The organism is Lentzea sp. JNUCC 0626 (assembly GCF_043632865.1).
Lineage (GTDB): Bacteria > Actinomycetota > Actinomycetes > Mycobacteriales > Pseudonocardiaceae > Lentzea.
In genome coordinates, this window is the sequence record NZ_CP171635.1 from 8,341,731 (window position 1) to 8,360,794 (window position 19,064).

Annotated in this window: 16 protein-coding genes; 10 read left to right on the forward strand and 6 right to left on the reverse strand. The window is 69.5% G+C overall.

Features of this window, described 5'->3' with window-relative positions:
• Together JNUCC0626_RS38990 and JNUCC0626_RS38995 are read right to left on the reverse strand one after the other, a co-directional pair.
• Positions 1–423, reverse strand: a complete 423-nt coding sequence (locus JNUCC0626_RS38990) for a MarR family winged helix-turn-helix transcriptional regulator (protein ID WP_394615666.1) — start codon at positions 421–423, stop codon at positions 1–3.
• 36 nt (positions 424–459) lie between these two features.
• Entirely contained in the window at positions 460–1,245 is a 786-nt protein-coding gene (locus tag JNUCC0626_RS38995) for an IclR family transcriptional regulator (protein ID WP_394615667.1), read from the reverse strand.
• 113 nt (positions 1,246–1,358) lie between these two features.
• On the opposite strand from JNUCC0626_RS38995, the gene JNUCC0626_RS39000 reads away from it, so the two are divergent.
• The 8 genes from JNUCC0626_RS39000 to JNUCC0626_RS39035 all read left to right on the forward strand — a co-directional run bounded on the left by JNUCC0626_RS39000 (position 1,359) and on the right by JNUCC0626_RS39035 (position 10,555).
• A complete protein-coding gene (locus JNUCC0626_RS39000; protein ID WP_394615668.1) occupies positions 1,359–1,886 on the forward strand; it encodes a SigE family RNA polymerase sigma factor in 528 nt (175 codons plus the stop codon).
• Positions 1,883–2,818 carry a hypothetical protein gene (locus JNUCC0626_RS39005; RefSeq protein WP_394615669.1) on the forward strand — a complete coding sequence of 312 codons (936 nt, stop codon included), beginning with the start codon at positions 1,883–1,885 and terminating at the stop codon, positions 2,816–2,818. Before JNUCC0626_RS39000 ends, JNUCC0626_RS39005 begins: the two co-directional genes overlap by 4 nt.
• Before the next feature lie 73 nt (positions 2,819–2,891).
• On the forward strand, positions 2,892–4,397 hold the full coding sequence (hutH, locus tag JNUCC0626_RS39010; RefSeq protein WP_394615670.1) for a histidine ammonia-lyase: 1,506 nt from the start codon (positions 2,892–2,894) through the stop codon (positions 4,395–4,397).
• Positions 4,397–6,037 (forward strand): urocanate hydratase, encoded by a 1,641-nt coding sequence (hutU, locus tag JNUCC0626_RS39015; protein WP_394615671.1) that lies wholly within the window; start codon positions 4,397–4,399, stop codon positions 6,035–6,037. Before hutH ends, hutU begins: the two co-directional genes overlap by 1 nt.
• The gene (locus JNUCC0626_RS39020) at positions 6,037–7,206 is read left to right on the forward strand and encodes an allantoate amidohydrolase (protein WP_394615672.1); all 1,170 of its coding nucleotides are present in this window, start codon (positions 6,037–6,039) and stop codon (positions 7,204–7,206) included. The genes hutU and JNUCC0626_RS39020 overlap by 1 nt, the downstream gene beginning before the upstream one ends.
• The gene (locus JNUCC0626_RS39025; RefSeq protein ID WP_394615673.1) at positions 7,203–8,477 is read left to right on the forward strand and encodes a formimidoylglutamate deiminase; all 1,275 of its coding nucleotides are present in this window, start codon (positions 7,203–7,205) and stop codon (positions 8,475–8,477) included. The genes JNUCC0626_RS39020 and JNUCC0626_RS39025 overlap by 4 nt, the downstream gene beginning before the upstream one ends.
• Positions 8,474–9,607, forward strand: coding sequence for an imidazolonepropionase (gene hutI / locus JNUCC0626_RS39030; RefSeq protein WP_394615674.1), 1,134 nt, complete (start codon positions 8,474–8,476; stop codon positions 9,605–9,607). The genes JNUCC0626_RS39025 and hutI overlap by 4 nt, the downstream gene beginning before the upstream one ends.
• 66 nt (positions 9,608–9,673) lie before the next feature.
• Positions 9,674–10,555 (forward strand): hypothetical protein, encoded by an 882-nt coding sequence (locus JNUCC0626_RS39035; protein WP_394615675.1) that lies wholly within the window; start codon positions 9,674–9,676, stop codon positions 10,553–10,555.
• Positions 10,556–10,684: 129 nt separating this feature from the next.
• Here JNUCC0626_RS39035 and JNUCC0626_RS39040 read toward each other — a convergent pair whose 3' ends face one another.
• Entirely contained in the window at positions 10,685–11,857 is a 1,173-nt protein-coding gene (locus JNUCC0626_RS39040) for a S8 family peptidase (RefSeq protein ID WP_394615676.1), read from the reverse strand.
• Between the two features lie 179 nt (positions 11,858–12,036).
• Between JNUCC0626_RS39040 and JNUCC0626_RS39045 the strand changes: the two genes are divergently transcribed.
• Together JNUCC0626_RS39045 and JNUCC0626_RS39050 are read left to right on the forward strand one after the other, a co-directional pair.
• A complete protein-coding gene (locus JNUCC0626_RS39045; RefSeq protein WP_394615677.1) occupies positions 12,037–12,921 on the forward strand; it encodes a hypothetical protein in 885 nt (294 codons plus the stop codon).
• A gap of 52 nt (positions 12,922–12,973) precedes the next feature.
• Positions 12,974–13,966 (forward strand): aldo/keto reductase, encoded by a 993-nt coding sequence (locus JNUCC0626_RS39050; protein WP_394615678.1) that lies wholly within the window; start codon positions 12,974–12,976, stop codon positions 13,964–13,966.
• 190 nt (positions 13,967–14,156) lie between these two features.
• On the opposite strand, the gene JNUCC0626_RS39055 is transcribed toward JNUCC0626_RS39050, so the two are convergent.
• The 3 genes from JNUCC0626_RS39055 to JNUCC0626_RS39065 all read right to left on the reverse strand — a co-directional run bounded on the left by JNUCC0626_RS39055 (position 14,157) and on the right by JNUCC0626_RS39065 (position 18,767).
• Positions 14,157–14,690 carry an RICIN domain-containing protein gene (locus tag JNUCC0626_RS39055; RefSeq protein ID WP_394615679.1) on the reverse strand — a complete coding sequence of 178 codons (534 nt, stop codon included), beginning with the start codon at positions 14,688–14,690 and terminating at the stop codon, positions 14,157–14,159.
• A gap of 119 nt (positions 14,691–14,809) precedes the next feature.
• Entirely contained in the window at positions 14,810–14,989 is a 180-nt protein-coding gene (locus JNUCC0626_RS39060; RefSeq protein ID WP_285643817.1) for a DUF6104 family protein, read from the reverse strand.
• Between the two features lie 82 nt (positions 14,990–15,071).
• Entirely contained in the window at positions 15,072–18,767 is a 3,696-nt protein-coding gene (locus JNUCC0626_RS39065; RefSeq protein WP_394615680.1) for a multifunctional oxoglutarate decarboxylase/oxoglutarate dehydrogenase thiamine pyrophosphate-binding subunit/dihydrolipoyllysine-residue succinyltransferase subunit, read from the reverse strand.
• Between the last annotated feature and the right edge of the window lie 297 nt (positions 18,768–19,064).

The following is a 19,064-nucleotide window of genomic DNA, read 5'->3' on the forward strand; positions in this document are numbered from 1 at the left end:
TCAGTCGAGCGGGACGGCGAGCAGAGCGAGTACCTCGGCGGAGAACGCCGACGTCCGGTCGCCGAGCGGCGTCAGCAGCCGGTCCATCACCGCGCGGACCGTCGTGATCGCGGGCTCGACCACCTCGAGGCCGCGCGGGGACAGCGCGAGCCGCATGGTCCGGGTGTCGACGGAGTCGCGCACCCGCGTGATGAACCCTGCGGCCTCCAGCGACCGCGCGAGCTTCGACACGTACAACGGCTCAAGACCGGCCCACTCGGCGAGTTCGCGTTGGGAGGGCCGGTCGAGCGCCACCAAAGACGACAGCACGACGTACTGCGCGTGCGTCAGCCCGAGAGGGTCCAACGCGCGGTCAACGGCCGTCCGCCACTTCATCGCCAAACGCCACACGAGGTGCCCAGGCGTCGGTTCCGCACTGCTCATGGCAGATACGGTACATAGCTACTATGTACATGGCTACTAACCGACGGCCGCGTGCCCGCCGATCCGCACCGTCAGTTCCTCGGCGGCCTTCCGCACTTCCTTGGCCAGATCCGGCCACACCTGACCGCAGGGCGTGTCGCACAGGTGCCGGAACGTCAGCGTGATCGCCGCGATCGGCCGTTCCCCGTGGTCGAACACGGGAGCCGCGACCGACGCGAACCCGGCTGTCACGTACCCGTCCTCCACCGACCACCCCTGCCGCCGCTCGGCCGTCAGCAGCCGGCGCAGCGCGGGCAGGTTGTGCGGGCCGCGGCCGGTCCGGTCGACGAACGACGCCACGGACGGGAACAGCGCGCGCACCTGCGCCGGCGGCAGGTAGGCCAGCATGGCCCGCCCGGACGCCGTCAGATGAGCGGGCAACCGCACCCCGACGTCGGACACGATCGACTGCGGCTGGCGGGGCTGCTCGCGTACCAGGTACAACGCCTCCGCGCCATGGAGGACGCCCAGATGCGCGACCTTCTCCATCCGGTCGGCGAGCTTGCGCAACAGCGGGCGCGCGAGGCGTTCCAGCGGGTCGTGCCGCAGGTAGGCGGAGCCGAGTTCGAACGCCGCGACGCCCAGGCCGTAGCGCTTCTCCTCGGGGAAGTGGGTCGCGAAACCGGCTTCCGTCAACTCCGAGAGCAGGTGATAGGTCGTCGACCTGGGCAGATTCAGCTCGCGCGCCACTGACGCCGCGGAGACCGGGCCCGGTCGGCCGGCGAGCAACCGCAGGACCGCGAGGCCTCTCCGCAGCGCGGGAACGTCACTGCTGGTGCCCACAACAGTGATTTTCCCACGTGATGCAGCCCACGCCGTTACGACATCAGGGCACACTCAACAGAACAGGCTCGAGCTGCGTCATAGGGGTGTGACGGTTTTGAAGGGGGTCGGGATTGACACCGAGTTTCGATGACTTCGTGGCAGCACAGGTGACCCCGTTGCTGCGCTACGCCACCGTGCTCACGTGCGACCCGCACCTGGCCCAGGACGTGGTCCAGGAAGTCCTGCTGCGCGCGCAGCAGAAGTGGGATCGCATCGGTTCAGTCGACCTCCCGCACGCCTACGTCAAGCGCATGGTGACCAACGAGTACCTCTCGTGGCGCCGACGCAGGGCGGCCAAGGACGTCGCCCTCTGCATGACGACCCTGGAGTCCGTCACCCCGCCCGTCGCGGACAAGACGCACCACTACGACGAGCGGGAAGCCATGTTGCAGCGGATCGCGAAGTTACCCCGCAAACAGCGGGCCGCCGTGGTGCTCCGCTACTACGAGAACTACGAGGACTCGGAGATCGCACAGATGCTCGGTTGTGCCGAGGGAACCGTGCGCAGCCACATCTCACGTGCGCTGGCCACACTCCGCATGGACCACACGCCGGAACCCGCTGGTGTCGGGTTGCGGCTCGGGGAGGGCCTGTCGTGAACGACACCGAACAGCAGATCAAGGAGGCACTCGGCCTGCTGGCCGAACGCACTCCCCACCCTGCACCGACGCTGAACGCACTGCGCCGCAAGCGGAAGCGGCAGCGCAGCAACATCTTCCTGCTCGCCACGGCCGGGGTCGCCGCCGTCGCCGTCCTGATCTTCGCCGGCGTCATCGCCAGCGACAGGTACGTGCCGCCGAACCCGAACGACGCGGGCGCCGCACTCGTGCCGGCCACGCCGGGAGCGTTGAAGTACCAGCCGCACTGGCTGCCGGACGGGTTCGTCGAGACGTTTCGCAGCGCGCGCGACGGTCAGACCGATCGCGGTTGGGTGCCGGCGGACGCCGCCGCGGACGGGTACGGCGGCGGGCCGAGCGTCACCCTGTCGAGCGGCCAGGGCTTCACCGGTCAGCTGTCCGAGTGGAAAGAGGTCACGGTGCGCGGGCTCAAAGCCCGTGCCCAGGTGACCGCGACCTCGGCGCTCGTGGAGTGGAAGGCGCAGGAGACGCTCGTGGTCCGGGTGGACCGGGTGGGCCATCCGGAGTCGACGGCGTTGCGCGTCGCCGACTCCGTGCGGGCCGACTCGGACGCGGTCTTCCAGGCGCCGTTCAAGGTGAAGGACAAGCCGGCGACCACGTTCTCCGGAACGGGTCCCGACGACTGGAGCGCCCAGTACTCACCCGGCCGCGGCCCGTACGAGGTGACGGTCAGCAAGCGCGAGCCGGACTTCCGCGGTGCGCCGAGCAAGCCGGTGACGGCGCGCGGCAAGCAGGCCATGATCGTGGGTGGCGGCACCGTGGTGGTGCAGGAGGGCGACCTCTGGATCACCGTGACGAACACCCCCGCGGACAAGCCGGACGAGGAGATCGCCGCGGTCGCCGACGACGTCGAGATCGCTTCCGGCATCGACACCAGCTGGATCCGCAAGTAGGCCGTCTGGCATCCCAGACACCATCACCCGCTCCGGGGTCGCTGAGTCGGCTCCGGAGCGGTCTGATGTCTGCATGCGACAACCGGTGGAGCTGGGTCCGAAGCCTCTGACCCTCGAGGACGTTCATGCCGTCGCCCGCGACGGCGCCCCGGTGGAGATCACCGCGGCGGCCCGTGAGGCGGTCACCACCGCCCGCGGCCACATCGAACAGCTCGCCACGGCCGAACGCCCCACCTACGGCGTCTCGACCGGGTTCGGCGCGCTCGCCGTCCGGCACATCCCGCCGGACCGCCGTGCCCAGCTGCAGCGGTCGCTGATCCGCTCGCACGCCGCCGGTTCCGGGCCCGAGGTCGAACGCGAGGTCGTCCGGGCGCTGATGCTGCTGCGCCTGCGCACGCTCTCCACCGGGCACACCGGCGTTCGGCTGTCCACTGTGGACGCCATGGCGGGGATGCTGAACGCCGGCATCACGCCGATCGTGCACGAGTACGGTTCGCTCGGCTGTTCGGGTGACCTCGCGCCGCTCTCCGCCAACGCGTTGGCGCTCATGGGCGAGGGCATGGTCCGCAACGCGCAGGGCGAACTCGTCACCGCCGCCGAGGCCCTGGCCGAAGCCGGCATCGAACCGGTGCAGCTGGCCGAGAAGGAAGGCCTCGCGCTGATCAACGGCACCGACGGCATGCTCGGCATGCTGTCGCTGGCGATCGCCGACCTGACGAAGCTGCTGGACATCGCGGACCTCACCGCCGCGATGAGCGTCGAGGCCCTGCTCGGCACCGACCGCGTCTTCGAACCGGAGCTGCACGCGCTGCGCCCGCACCCCGGCCAGAACCTCAGCGCCGCCCGGATGCTCACGTTCCTCAAGAACTCCGAGATCGTCGCCTCGCACCGCGGCCCGGACTGCACCCGCGTGCAGGACGCGTACTCGCTGCGCTGCTCACCGCAGGTGCACGGCGCGGCTCGCGACACGGTGGCGTACGCCGCGACGGTGGCCGATCGCGAGCTGGCGTCCGTGATCGACAACCCCGTCGTGCTGGCGGACGGCCGGGTCGAGTCCAACGGCAACTTCCACGGCGCCCCGGTGGCCTACGCGCTGGACTTCCTGGCCATCCCGCTCGCGGACGTGGCCTCGATCGCCGAGCGCCGCACGGACCGCATGCTCGACGTCTCCCGGTCGCACGGCCTGCCGCCGTTCCTCGCGGACGACCCCGGTGTCGACTCCGGCCACATGATCGCCCAGTACACGCAGGCGGCGATCGTGTCCGAGCTCAAGCGCCTCGCGGTGCCGGCGTCGGTCGACTCCATCCCGTCCTCCGCGATGCAGGAGGACCACGTGTCGATGGGCTGGTCCGCCGCCCGCAAGCTGCGCAAGGCCGTGGACGGGCTCACCACCGTGCTGGCCATCGAACTCCTCACCGCCGCGCGGGCGCTCGACCTGCGCGCGCCCCTCAAGCCCGCCCCCGCGACGGCCGCCGCCGTGGCGAAGCTGCGCGAGACCGTCCAGGGTCCTGGTCCGGATCGCCACCTCGCTCCCGAAATCGCCGCCGCCGAGGCCCTCATCCGAAGTGGAGCCCTGTAATGGTCGTACGCGCTGATCGCGGCACCGAACTGACCGCGAAGAACTGGTCCACCGAGGCCGCGCTCCGGATGTTCCACAACAACCTCGACCCGGACGTCGCCGAGCGCCCCGAGGACCTCGTCGTCTACGGCGGCACCGGCAAGGCCGCGCGCGACTGGCCGTCGTTCGACGCCATCACCCGCGAGCTCAAGAACCTCGAGGCCGACGAGACGCTGCTCGTGCAGTCCGGCCGCCCGGTCGGCGTCATGCGCACGAACGAGTGGGCGCCGCGCGTGCTCATCGCCAACTCGAACCTCGTGCCGGACTGGGCGAACTGGCCCGAGTTCCGCCGCCTGGAGGCCGAGGGCCTCACGATGTACGGGCAGATGACCGCCGGCTCGTGGATCTACATCGGTACCCAGGGCATCCTGCAGGGCACGTTCGAGACGTTCGCCGCCGTCGCCACCAAGCGCTTCAACGGCACGCTGCGCGGCACGCTCACGGTCACCGCGGGCCTCGGCGGCATGGGTGGCGCGCAGCCGCTCGCCGTCACGATGAACGAGGGCGTCGCGCTCTGCATCGAGGTCGACCCGCACCGCGCCCAGCGTCGTCTGGAGACCCGCTACCTCGACGAGATCGCCGACGACCTGGACAGCGCCATCGAGCGCGTGCTGGCCGCCAAGGCCGCCGGTGAGGCCGTGTCCGTCGGCGTCGTGGGCAACGCGGCGGAGATCCTGCCGGAACTGCTGCGCCGCGAGGTCGCCGTCGACATCGTCACGGACCAGACGTCCGCGCACGACCCGTTGGCGTACCTGCCGGTCGGCGTCGCGCTGGACGAGTGGCAGGACTACGCGGCCGCGAAGCCGGAGGAGTTCACCGACCGCGCCCGCAAGTCGATGGCCGACCACGTCGAGGCCATGGTCGGGTTCATGGACCGCGGCGCCGAGGTGTTCGACTACGGCAACTCGATCCGGGGTGAGGCGCAGCTCGGCGGTTACGAGCGCGCGTTCGCGTTCCCCGGCTTCGTGCCCGCCTACATCCGCCCGTTGTTCTGCGAGGGCAAGGGCCCGTTCCGCTGGGCGGCTCTCTCCGGCGACCCGGCCGACATCGCGAAGACCGACGCCGCGATCCTGGAGCTCTTCCCGGAGAACGAGCAGCTGCACCGCTGGATCAAGATGGCCGGTGAGCGCGTCGAGTTCCAGGGCCTGCCCGCCCGCATCTGCTGGCTCGGCTACGGCGAACGGCACCTCGCGGGCCTCAAGTTCAACGAGATGGTCGCGTCCGGCGAGCTGTCCGCGCCGATCGTCATCGGCCGCGACCACCTCGACTGCGGCTCGGTCGCGTCCCCGTACCGCGAGACCGAGGCGATGGCCGACGGGTCCGACGCGATCGCGGACTGGCCGTTGCTCAACGCCCTGGTCAACACGGCCTCGGGTGCGACCTGGGTGTCGATCCACCACGGTGGTGGCGTGGGCATCGGCCGCTCGATCCACGCCGGTCAGGTGACGGTCGCGGACGGCACCGAGCTGGCCGTGCAGAAGATCGAGCGCGTGCTCACGAACGACCCCGGCATGGGCGTCATCCGGCACGTGGACGCCGGGTACGACGAGGCCAAGACGGTGGCAGCGGACAAGGGCGTCCGCATCCCGATGGAGGGCTGATGCTCGACCAGATCGCGGACGTCGGCAAGGACCCGAAGCGCGGCGGTTACTCGCGCCACGGGTACAACAAGCCCGAACTCGAACTGCGGCACTGGTTCGTGGAACAGGCGGTCCGGCGCGGTCTCAACGTGGAGACCGACCAGAACGGCAACCTCTGGGCCTGGTGGGGTGAGCGCGGCGACAACGCGCTCATCACCGGCAGTCACCTGGACTCGGTGCCGGGCGGCGGCGCGTTCGACGGCCCGCTCGGCGTGACCTCGGCTCTGGAGGCCGTGGACCTGTTGCAGGCCAAGGGGTTCAAGCCGGGTCGGCCGTTCGCGATCACGGTCTTCGCCGAGGAGGAAGGCGGCCGGTTCGGTGTCGCCTGCCTGGGTTCCAGGCTCCTGACCGGCGCCATCTCGCCCGAGAAGGCGTTGGGGCTCAAGGATCCTGACGGCATCACGCTGGCCGAGGCGATGAAGGCCGCGGGCTACAACCCCGACCTGGTCGGCCGCGACGACAGGGCGTTGAAGCGCATCGGCCAGTTCGTCGAGCTGCACGTCGAGCAGGGCCGGGGTCTCACGGTCCCGGTCGGCGTGGCGTCCAGCATCCTCGCGCACGGCCGGTGGCGCTTCACGTTCTCCGGCGAGGGCAACCACGCCGGGGCGACGTTGATCGAGGACCGCCGCGACCCGATGCTCCCGGCGTCCCAGCTCGTCCTCGCCGCCAGGAAGGCGGCCAGGGGTGGCGGTCGTGCCACCGTGGGAAGGCTCGTCCCCAACCCCGGTGGCACCAACGTCATCGCGTCCACTGTGGACGTCTGGCTGGATGCGCGGGACAGCGACGACGCGCGTACTCGGGCGATGGTCGCGGAGATCTCCGAGGCGGCCCACCAGGCCGCCAAGGAAGAGGGGTGCGAGCTGCGGATCACCGAGGAGTCTTACGGCGACACGGTGTACTTCGACAGCGCGCTGCGGGACGACATCGCCGGAGCGCTGGGTGGCGTTCCGGCGCTGCCGACGGGTGCGGGCCACGACGCGGGCATCCTCGCCGAGCACGTGCCGACGGCGATGTTGTTCGTGCGCAACCCCACCGGCGTGAGCCACGCGCCGGAGGAGTTCGCCGAGCAGGCCGACGTCGACGCGGGCGTGCGGGCACTGGCCGCGACGATCGCACACCTCGCCTCATGAACTTCTGGTGCGAGCGGGCCTGGTTGCCGACCGGCCTCGCCGAGCGCGTCCTGATCAGGACCGAGAACGGCGTGATCTCGTCGGTGTCCACTGTGGACACGATTCCGCTGGGTGTGCGGAGGTTGCACGGCATCGTCGTGCCGGGCTTCGCGAACGCCCACTCGCACGCGTTCCACCGGGCGTTGCGCGGCCGGACGCACGACGGCGGCGGCACCTTCTGGACGTGGCGCGAAGGCATGTACGCGCTGGCTTCGCGGTTGACCCCGCAGTCGTACTACCGGCTGGCTCGCGCGGTGTACGGCGAGATGGCGCTCGCGGGCGTCTCGGCCGTCGGCGAGTTCCACTACGTGCACGACAGGTCGAACGAGTTCGGGTACGCGTTGCGCGAGGCGGCGGCGGACGCGGGCATCCGGTTGACGTTGCTCGACACCTGCTACCTCGCGGGCGGCATCGACCAGCCCGTGAACGAGGTGCAGCAACGCTTTTCCGACGGCACCGCCGAGGCGTGGGCGTCCCGGGTCGGCGAGCTGAAGTCCGACGAGGTCATGCGCGTCGGTGCCGCGATCCACTCCGTCCGGGCCGTGCCGCGGGCGGGGCTTTCAGTGGTGGCGCAGGCGTTCCCGGACGCGCCGCTGCACGTGCACCTCTCCGAGCAGCCCGCCGAGAACGAGGCGTGCCTGGCCGCGTACGGCCTGACGCCGACCGCGTTGCTGCACGAAGCCGGTGCGCTCTCACCGCGCACCACAGCCGTCCACGCCACGCACCTCACGCCCGAGGACATCGCGATGCTGGGCGGATCCGGTACCGGCGCGTGCTTCTGCCCGACCACCGAGGCGGACCTCGCCGACGGCATCGGCCCGGCCCGCGAGCTGGCCGACGCCGGCAGCCCGCTCTCGCTCGGCAGCGACCAGCACGCGGTGATCGATCCGTTGCTGGAGTCCCGCGCGTTGGAGCACAACGAGCGGCTCCGCACTGGTCAGCGCGGCCGGTTCTCGCCGTCCGAGCTGATGGAAGCCGCCACCCGGCATTCCGCGCTCGGCTGGGACGGCGGCCGGATCGAACCGGGTGCGCCCTGCGACCTCGTGGCGATCAGCTGCTCGACGCCGCGCACCGCGGGTTCGTTGCCGCAGCAGGTCCTGCTGTCCGCGACGGCGTCCGATGTGGACACCGCTGTGGTCGGCGGGCGGGTGGTCGCTTCCGGCGGTGTGCACGAGACTCTGGGAGACGTCGGCAGGCTGCTGGCGGACGCGATCGAGGAGCTGTGGGCATGAGCGTGCTGATCACCGGTATCGGTGAGCTGACCACGAACACCGAGGTCAGCGGCAACGCGCTGGTCATCGACGGCGACCGGATCGCCTGGGTGGGGCAGGCGTCCGACGCCCCGGCGGCTGACGAAAGCGTCGACGTCGAGGGCCGCGCGGTGCTGCCCGGCTGGGTCGACAGCCACACCCACCTGGTGTTCGCGGGCGACCGCACCGCCGAGTTCGGCGCGCGCATGGCGGGCAAGCCGTACACCGCGGGTGGCATCGCCGTGACGGTGAACGCGACGCGGGCGGCGTCCGACGAGGAACTGGCCGCCGTCGTCCGCAAGCACGTCGCCGAGGCGCTCCGGCAGGGCACGACGTTCGTCGAGACCAAGACCGGCTACGGCCTGAACGTCGCCGACGAGGTTCGGAGCGCCCGGATCGCCGCCGAGCACGCCGACGAGGTCACGTTCCTCGGTGCGCACCTGGTGCCGCCGGGTGCGGACGCGGACTCCTACGTCGACCTGGTCCGCGGCGAGATGCTCGACGCCGTCGCACCCCTCGTGCGCTGGGCCGACGTGTTCTGCGAGAAGGGCGCGTTCGACTACGACCAGTCGAAGGCCGTGCTCGTGGCGGCCCAGCAGAAGGGCCTCGGCCTGCGGGTGCACGGCAACCAGCTCGGCGAGGGCCCCGGCGTGCGGCTGGCCGTCGAACTCGGTGCCGCGTCGGTGGACCACTGCACGTATCTGTCGGTCGACGACGTAGACGCGCTGGCGTCGTCGGACACGGTCGCCACGCTGCTCCCGGCGTGCGACCTCTCGACCCGTCAGTCGCTGCCGCCCGCCCGCGCCCTGCTGGACGCCGGTGCGACGGTCGCGCTCGCCAGCAACTGCAACCCCGGCTCGTCGTACACCTCGTCGATGGCGTTCTGCGTGACGACAGCGGTCCTGCAGATGCGGATGACCGTCGAGGAAGCGGTCTGGGCGGCCACGGCAGGGGGCGCGCAGGCGTTGCGACGGGACGACGTCGGCGTCATCAGGCCTGGTGCGCGGGCTGATCTGCACGTCCTGGACGCGCCTTCGATCACCCATCTGGCCTACCGTCCCGGGGTGCCGTTGACGCACTTGGTGTGGCGTCAGGGGCAACGCTCCATTTGAGACAGCCGTCTCGTTACCCGACCTGTGGGTCTATTGGCGGAAGGTGCGGGGCCGTACGGTGTCCCCGTGGTGGATTTCGCGGAGGCCCTGACGAAAGCCGTCGACAACAGCGGCCTCAGTCTCGAACGCATCCAGCACCACCTGGCCGCGCGCGGCATGCAGGTGAGCATCTCGACGCTCAGCTACTGGCGCCGCGGCCGCAGCAGGCCCGAACGCCCCGAGTCGCTGAAGGTCGTCGCGGCGCTGGAGGAACTGCTCGACCTCGGTGAGGGCTTCCTGACCGACCGGCTGGGCGACAAGCGGCCGCGCGGCCGGTGGGTGGACCAATCGCTGTCCCTGGAAGACATGTGGGACTCGCGCGCGACGGACCTCGGCGAGGTCATGTCGCGGATCGAACGGCTACAGCCGACCGCGAACACGTACCTGAGCGTGCAGGACCGGCTGCTCGTCGGGCAGGATCGCCGGGAGGTCTCGACCCACGTCACAGGTGTGGTCCAAGCCTTGGAGGACGGGGTCGACCGGTTCCTCGCGATCCAGCTGGCCGACGCCACGGACCTCGGCGTGCCGACGATCGAGGCGGGACCGCCGTGCCGGCTCGGGCGGGTGCGCGGGGAGGACTCGACCGGGTTCCTCGTCGCGGAGATCCTCTTCGACCGGATGCTGCGCGCGGGGGAGACGGCGCTCATCGACTACACGGTCCGGATGAGACCCGGCGCCCAGAGCGAGGTGTGCGACCGGCGGTTCCTGCGGCCCGTCAACGACTACACGTTGCAGATCGACTTCCACCCGGACGCGGTGCCGGCGCGCTGTTTCCAGTTCGCGCGGCCGTCGTTGCACGAGCCGGAGACCGCTCTGAACGACCTGTGGATCGGGACGACGGCATCAACGCACATCCACGTGCGGAACTCGAAGCCCGGAATCTATGGAGTGCGGTGGGAGTGGGAGTAGCCGCTACTCCCACTCCCACCGCAAGCGCCCCCAGTCGATCGATGCGCGTGGCCGAGCCGCATTCGGCCGTGGCATCGAGGGCGCCCAGGATGGCCGTCGCCGCTGCAGGGTGGCGGCGACGGCAGGTTCCTAGACCTTCAGCAGCAGGTTCGGCGAACCCGTCTTGATGTCGGTCAGCTTGTTCGGCGTGGCCGCGCCGACCAGGGCGTTGCGCACCTGGGCGGGCGTCGCGGACGGGTTGGCGCTCAGGTAGAGCGCGGCCGCTCCGGCGACGTGCGGGGAAGCCATCGACGTGCCGCCCATGGACCGCGTGCCCGTGTCGTTGCTGTGGGAAGCGCTCACGATGTCGCTGCCCGGCGCCCAGATGTCGAGGCACTTGCCGTAGTTCGACGAGCCGGCGGTGTAGATCGACCGCTTGTCGGTGCGGTCGGACGCGCCGACGGTGATCGCCTCGGGCGTGCGGGCCGGGGTGAAGTTGCAGGCGTCCTGGCCGCTGTTGCCACCCGCGAGCACGTAGGTGAAGCCCGCGCTGATGGACCGCTTGACGGCGTTCTCCAGCGAGGCGTTCGTGCCGCTGCCGCCGAGGCTCATGTTGACGACGGCGGGCTTCTTGCCGTTGGCCGTCACCCAGTCGATGCCGCGGATGATGGTGTCCCACGGGCCGCTGCCGTTGCAGTCGAGCACGCGGACGCCGACCAGCTTGGCCTTCTTCGCGACGCCGTAGGTCTTGCCGCCGACCGTGCCGGCGACGTGCGTGCCGTGGCCCTGGCAGTCCTGCGCGGTGGCGTCGTTGTCGATGAAGTCGTAACCGTCGGTGGCCCGGCCCTCGAATTCGGAATGCGTTTTCCTGATTCCGGTGTCGAGAACGTACGCGTTCACGTTCGACGCGGTGTTCGGGTACGTGTACGACTTGCTCAGCGGCAGGTTCGCCTGGTCGATCCTGTCCAGACCCCAGACGGGGTTCGACTGCGTGGCCTGGATCGTGGCGACCGTGTTGCGCTCGACGAATTCGACGTCCGGGTCGGCGGCGAGCCGGCGAGCCTGGCGGTCGGACATTCCGGTGACCGAGAACCCGTTCAGCGCGGCGCTGTAGGTGTACTTCACCTTGCCCTGGTAGCGGGACGCCAACGCGCTGGCAGGGGTGCGCGCTCCGTCCTTCAGCACCACGATGTAGCTGCCCTCGACCGCCTGCGTGCCCGAACCGGGCAGAACTGCTTCTTCAGCGATCGCGGTGGGCGTCCACATCGCTGTGGAAGCGATGCCCAATGCCGCGGCGATGGCGACATGACGCCGAAGTGCCATGGGGTTCCTCCTGGCAGGGAATGAACTGGGGAACACCAAGAAACTAACGCGAGCTGTGCGTTGGATAACAGGTTCGAAACTTCTGTTTTCAATACTGTCAAAACTGTGGCGACACCGTTTTCGGGTACGCGCTGTGCTGAGTTCGGCGGGATTTGATCACGGCCCGTAGCATTTGCATCGTGCAAGAATTCGCGGAGGCGTTGGCGAAGGCCGTGGAGGCGAGCGGCCTCAGCCTGGAGCGGATCCAGCACCACCTCGAAGCGCGCGGCGTGCAGGTGAGCCTGTCGACGCTCTCGTACTGGCGACGCGGCCGCAGCCGTCCGGAACGCCCGGAGTCGTTGCACGCCGTGGCCGTGCTCGAAGAGGTCCTCGGCGTGTCTGATGGTGCGTTGACCGGCCAGCTTGGTGCTCGGCGCCCGCGCGGCCGTTGGGTGGACCGCGCCACCGCGCTGGAGGGCATCTGGCAGGAGGCGGCGCTGGACCTCGGCCGAGCCATCGCCCGCGTCGACCACCTCACCGCGGCCCCGGCGCGCTACCTCACCGTGCGGGACGTGACCGTGATCGGCCCCGACCGCCGCGAGACCGAAATGCGCACCAGCGCCGTGATCGAGGCGTTCGAGGACGGCGTCGACCGCATCCTCGTCTCGCGCACCGCGGACCTCACCGACCGGTCCGCAGGCGAGATCCACGCGCTGAAGTCGTGCCGCCTAGGCCGAGTCCGCCGCGACGAGGAGCACAAGCTGATCGTCGCCGAGGTCATCCTCGACCGCGTCCTGCGCGCGGGCGACACCGCGTTGGTCGACCTCCGCTACACCTCCGACCCCGGCGCCGACAGCTTCACCGCCGACCGCAGCTTCGTCCGCCTGCTGCGCGACTACGTGCTGGAGGTCGAGTTCCACCCGGACGCGGTTCCGGTGCGCTGCCACGGTTTCAGCCGCGTTTCCGCCGACGGGCCGCTGGTCGACGGCGGCGAACTGTGGATCGGCAGCTCCGCCGCGGCACACCTGGTCGTGCGCGAGGCCCAGCCCGGTTCCGTGCACGGCATCAGGTGGGAATGGCAGTAGCTGGAGCAACTCCACGTGGCACAAGGCGTTCGTTGGGGGCAGGGTGAGTGGCATGGAGTACACGAACCTCGGCCGCAGCGGCCTGTCCGTCTCCCGCCTGTGCCTCGGCACGATGAACTTCGGTCCCGAGACGACCGAGGACGACAGCCACGCGATCATGGACCGCGCCCACGAGCACGGCCTGAACTTCTTCGACACGGCCAACGTCTACGGCTGGAAGATGGGCGAGGGCGTCACCGAGAACATCATCGGCAACTGGTTCGCCAAGGGCGGCACCCGCCGCGAGCGCACCGTGATCGCCACCAAGCTGTACGGCAGCATGGGCGAGTGGCCCAACGAGACCAAGCTCTCGGCCCTGAACATCCGCCGCGCCGCCGACGCCTCTCTGAAGCGCATGCAGACCGACTACATCGACCTCTACCAGATGCACCACGTGGACCGCGCGACGCCGTGGGACGAGATCTGGGAGGCCTTCTCCGTCCTGCGACAGCAGGGCAAGGTCATCTACTTCGGCTCGTCGAACTTCGCCGGCTGGCACATCGCCCAGGCCGCCGAGGCGGCGCGCACCCGCGGCTTCCTCGGGCTGGTGTCGGAGCAGTCCATCTACAACCTGATGACCCGCTGGGCCGAGTTGGAGGTCCTGCCCGCCGCCCGTCACTACGGCCTCGGTGTCATCCCGTGGTCGCCGTTGCACGGTGGGTTGCTGGGCGGGGTGTTGCGGAAGCAGCGTGAGGGCGGCGTTTCCCGTTCCGCCTCCGGCCGCTCCGCCGACGCGTTGGAGAAGAGCCGCGACCAGATCGAGGCCTACGAGAAGCTCTGCGCCGAGATCGGCGAGGACCCGGCCAACGTCGGCCTGGCGTGGCTGCTGCACCAGGAGGGCGTGACGGCGCCGATCATCGGGCCGCGCACGATCGAGCAGCTCGACAACTCGTTGCGGGCGGCGGAGTTGAAGCTCGACGCGGAGGTTTTGGCGAAGCTGGACGAGCTGTTCCCGGCGCCGGGGCCGAACGGCTCGAAGCCGGCGCCGGAGGCCTACGCCTGGTGACCTAGTCCGTTGCCAGGATGCTCGTCTCGTTCGCGGGGAGTTGGCGCGCAGAGGTTGCGCCGCCGCCCACGTCTGGAGCCAGACGAAGGCGGCGGTGGGCGGAACGAGAGCCGTGAGGACCGGCGCCAGGTGCTTGCCCATGCACCTCTGGTCGATCGTGAGGCGCCGATCGTCACGTTATTCCTGGTGGTTAGCCGCGACGGACGCGCGTCCACTGCTGGGGCGTGCCGCCGTGGCACTCCCACTGGTAGATGACGCCGCCGTTGCGGCTGTCGTCCGGGTTGGCGTCGAGGCAGCGGCCCGTGGCGGCGTTCTGCAGGGTGAGGCCCTGGTTGTTCCAGGGGCGCCACTGCTGTGGGGTGCCGCCGTGGCACGGCCAGACGTAGACCTGGCCGCCGTTGCGGTTGTCGTTCGGGTTGGCGTCCAGGCACATCTTGGTGTTGAGGACCGGGCGGATGCTGGCGTCGCTGAAGAACAGCCACTCCTGCTCGTCGGTGCCGTCGAACGACCACTGGCGGATCGCGCCGCCTGCCTGGTCCACCGTGGACCTGACGGCCTCCAGGTTGCGGAACGGGCTGAACCCGACGCGCAGGTTGAAGGGGCCCGACACGGCCAGTGGTGCGGCCTCGGTGTTCTGGGCGCTGTTGTCCTGGGCTGCCGCGAGTGCGGTGCCGGACAGGGTCATCGTGATCGCCGCGGCGGCCACCATCGTCTTCTTGAACAAAACTCCCCCTCGGAGTCGCGGGATCGAACGGGACGATCGTCGCGCTGACCCGAGGGGGAGTGCCTGAGCATCGGCATGCTCAAAAACGTTGGTGAAAAGCCAAAAGCCTGTGAAAAGGCTCAGTCCTCGAAGTCGTCGTCATCGCGCGCCAGGAAGGTTGCGAAGCGCTCGATCGGCGTCTCGAACTCCGGGTTGGCGTCGACGAACTCGCGCAGCTTGTCGGCCAGCCACGCGAAGGAGACCTCCTCCTCGCCGCGCCGCTTCTCCAGCTCTTCGATGCCGCGATCGGTGTGGTACATGAAGAAACTCCTGTGAGTCTTGAGAAACGAAGCCGCCGGACCCCAAGGGAGGAATCCGGCGGCTCGTTCGTTCAGTGCTGGCTTACTCGAACGCGCGGGTGATGATCTCGCGCTGTTCGACCTCGTGCACCTTGCTCGAACCGGCCGACGGGGCGGCCATCGGACGGCGCGACACGCGGCGGACGGTGCCGAGGTGCTCGGGGAGCAGCTCCGGCAGGGCCAGGCCGTAGAACGGCCACGCGCCCTGGTTCGCCGGCTCCTCCTGCACCCAGCGGACGTCCTTCGCGTTCGGGTAGCGCTCCAGGGTCTCGGTCAGCTTGCGGGCCGGGACCGGGTAGAGCTGCTCGACGCGCACGATCGCCACGTCGCCGCCGCCGCGCTTCTCGCGCTCGGCGTGCAGCTCGTAGGAGATCTTGCCGCTGCACAACAGGACCTTCGTGACCGCGTTCGGGTCCTTGATCGTCGGGTCGTCCATCACCGAGTGGAAGCGGTCGTTGATGAACTCGTCCGTGCCGCTGACGGCTGCCTTGAGGCGCAGCATCGACTTCGGCGTGAACACGATCAGCGGCCGGTCGACGCCGTCGAGGGCGTGGCGACGCAGCAGGTGGAAGTAGTTCGCCGGCGTCGACGGCACCGCGACGGTCATGGAGCCCTCGGCGCACAGCTGGAGCCAGCGCTCGATGCGGCCCGACGTGTGGTCGGGGCCCTGGCCCTCGTGGCCGTGCGGCAGCAGGATCACGACGTCGGAACGCTGACCCCACTTGGCCTCACCGGACGAGATGAACTCGTCGATGATCGGCTGCGCGCCGTTGACGAAGTCACCGAACTGCGCCTCCCACAGGACCAGTGCCTGCGGATTCGCCACCGAGTAGCCGTACTCGAAGCCGACCGCCGCGAACTCCGACAGCACCGAGTCGTAGACCATGAACTTGCCCTGGTCGTCGGACAGGTGCTGCAGCGGCGTGTACTCGTCGCCCGTCTTGCGGTCGATCAGGGTCGCGTGGCGCTGCACGAACGTGCCGCGGCGCGAGTCCTGGCCGGCCAGGCGGATGTTGCGGCCCTCGATCGCGAGCGAACCGAACGCGAGCAGCTCCGCGAACGCCCAGTCGATGCCACCGTCGCGCGCCATCTTGGCGCGGCGGTCGAGCACCGGCTTGACGCGCGCGTGCGGCGTGAAGCCCTCCGGCAGGTTCACGTGCGAGTCCGCGATGTGCTCCAGCACCTCGCGGGTGATGTGCGTGGGCAGCTTCGCCGGGATCTGCTGCTCGGCCTCCACCGACGGGCTGACCGTCACCGGGTGCTTCTCGAGCTCGCGGACCTCGTTGAAGACGTGCTCCAGCTGGCTGGAGAAGTCCTGCAGCGCCTTCTCGGCCTCTTCGACCGTGATGTCGCCGCGGCCGATCAGGGACTCGGTGTAGGTCTTGCGCACCGAGCGCTTCTGGTCGATCACGTCGTACATCGCCGGCTGCGTCATCGAGGGGTCGTCGCCCTCGTTGTGGCCGCGGCGGCGGTAGCAGACCATGTCGATCACGACGTCCTTGTGGAACGCCTGGCGGTACTCGACGGCCAGCTTCGCGACCCAGTAGCAGGCCTCGGGGTCGTCGCCGTTCACGTGGAAGACCGGCGAACCGATCATCTTCGCGACGTCGGTCGAGTACTTCGAGGACCGCGAGTGCTCCGGCGCGGTCGTGAAGCCGACCTGGTTGTTCACGACGATGTGCACGGTGCCACCGGTGCGGTAGCCGCGCACGAGCGCCAGGTTCAGCGTCTCGGCCACGACACCCTGACCGGCGAACGCCGCGTCACCGTGCATGGCGACCGGCAGGACCGGGAAGAAGTCGCCGCCCTTGTCGAGCATGTCCTGCTTGGCGCGGACGATGCCCTCGAGGACCGGGTCGACCGCCTCGAGGTGCGACGGGTTCGCCGTCAGCGACACCTTGGTCTCGCCGTCGCCGAACATGCGGAAGTACTTGCCCTCGGCACCGAGGTGGTACTTCACGTCGCCGGAGCCGTGCGCCTGACCGGGGTCGAGGTTGCCCTCGAACTCGCGGAAGATCTGCGAGATCGGCTTGCCGACGATGTTCGCGAGGACGTTGAGGCGGCCGCGGTGCGGCATGCCGATGACGACCTCGTCGAGCTCGTGCTCGGCGGCCTTGTCGAGCACCGCGTCGAGCAGCGGGATGACGGTCTCGCCGCCCTCGAGCGAGAAGCGCTTCTGGCCGACGTACTTCGTCTGCAGGAACGTCTCGAACGCCTCAGCCGCGTTGAGCTTGCTGAGGATGTACTTCTGCACGGTGGCCGGCGGCTTCTCGTGCGGAACCTCGACGCGCTCCTGGATCCAGCGGCGCTCTTCGGGCTCGAGGATGTGCATGTACTCGACGCCGACGGTGCGGCAGTACGAGTTGCGCAGCACGCCCAGGATGTCGCGGAGCTTCATCCGCTCCTTGCCGGCGAAGCCGCCGACCGGGAACTCGCGGTCGAGGTCCCACAGCGTCAGGCCGTGGCTGAGCACGTCCAGGTCGGCGTGCGAGCGCTGGCGGTAGTTCAGCGGGTCCGTGTCGGCCATCAGGTGACCGCGGGTGCGGAACGCGTCGATCAGCTCGATGACGCGGGCCGTCTTGTCGACAGCGCCCTCGGGGATGTCGGCGACCCAGCGAATCGGCTCGTAGGGCAGCCGCAGCGACGCGAAGATGTCGTCGTAGAAGCCGTCCTCGCCCAGCAGCAGCTGGTGCACGCGCTTGAGGAACTCGCCCGACTCCGCGCCCTGGATGATGCGGTGGTCGTACGTGCTGGTCAGCGTGATGATCTTGCTGACGCCCATGTCCGTGAGCGCCTGCTCACTGGTGCCCTGGAAGTGCGCGGGGTACTCCATGGCGCCGACGCCGATGATCGCGCCCTGACCGGCCTGCAGACGCGGCACCGAGTGGTTCGTGCCGATCGTGCCGGGGTTGGTCAGCGAGATCGTGGTGCCGGAGAAGTCGTCCGCCGTCAGCGACCCGCCGCGGGCCTTGCGGATCAGGTCCTCGTAGGCCTGCCAGAACTGCGTGAACGTCATGTTCTCGCAGCCCTTGACCGACGCGACGACCAGCGTGCGGCTGCCGTCCTTGCCGGGCAGGTCGATCGCCAGACCGAAGTTCACGTGCTCCGGCGTGACGACGAACGGCTTGCCGTCCACCTCGGCGTAGTGGCGGTTCATGTTCGGGAACGCCTGCAGCGCCCGGACGACCGCGTAGCCGATCACGTGCGTGAAGGAGACCTTCCCTCCGCGCGTCCGCTTCAGGTGGTTGTTGATGACGATGCGGTTGTCGGCCAGCAGCTTGGCGGGCACGGCGCGCACGCTGGTCGCGGTCGGAACGGTGAGCGACAGCTCCATGTTCTTCGCGATCGCGGCGGAAGCACCACGCAGCTGCTTCTGCTCGGGCTGCCCGCTCGGCTTGACCGGGGCGGCCTTCGCGGCCTGCTGCGGCGCGGGCTTGCCGGTCGACGGCAGCGTGGCCGCCGGCTTCGGCTGCGACTGCGCGGCAGGCTTGGGTGCGGCAGCGGGCGCGGGCTTGGCGGTGTCCGCCGCCGGCGGCGTCACGGTCGCGGTCGTGGTGGCCGTGGTGCCACCCGCGCTGGCCGTGGCGGCACTGCCGTTGCCGCCCGCACGCTTGTAGTCGGCAAAGAAGTCGTGCCACGCCGGGTCTACGGATGACGGGTCCGCGAGGAACTGCTCGTACATCTCCTCGACGAGCCATTCGTTCGGCCCGAACTGTGACGCAGGACTGCTGCTGGACACGGCTGTCGCTCGCCTCTATCCATCTCGCTCTTGGTGATGACTCATGCGGTAGTCAGGTTAGTCCCCCTGACACAGGCCTTCACACGCTGGAGGCACCTGGCAAGGAGTGCTCTGTCACAGGATCGATCAGGACGGGCCCGCCGTCACCCGCTGTTGAGCAATTCTTGATGTGCGTCTCACTACGTCGCCTCCCTTTCGGGTAATGCTCGCTGCGCTGTTGGACGGGCATACGCACACAGCGCACCGATCAGTTCACGATAGGTACAACACCCTCGCCCTGCGGATTGATCTTGAGCC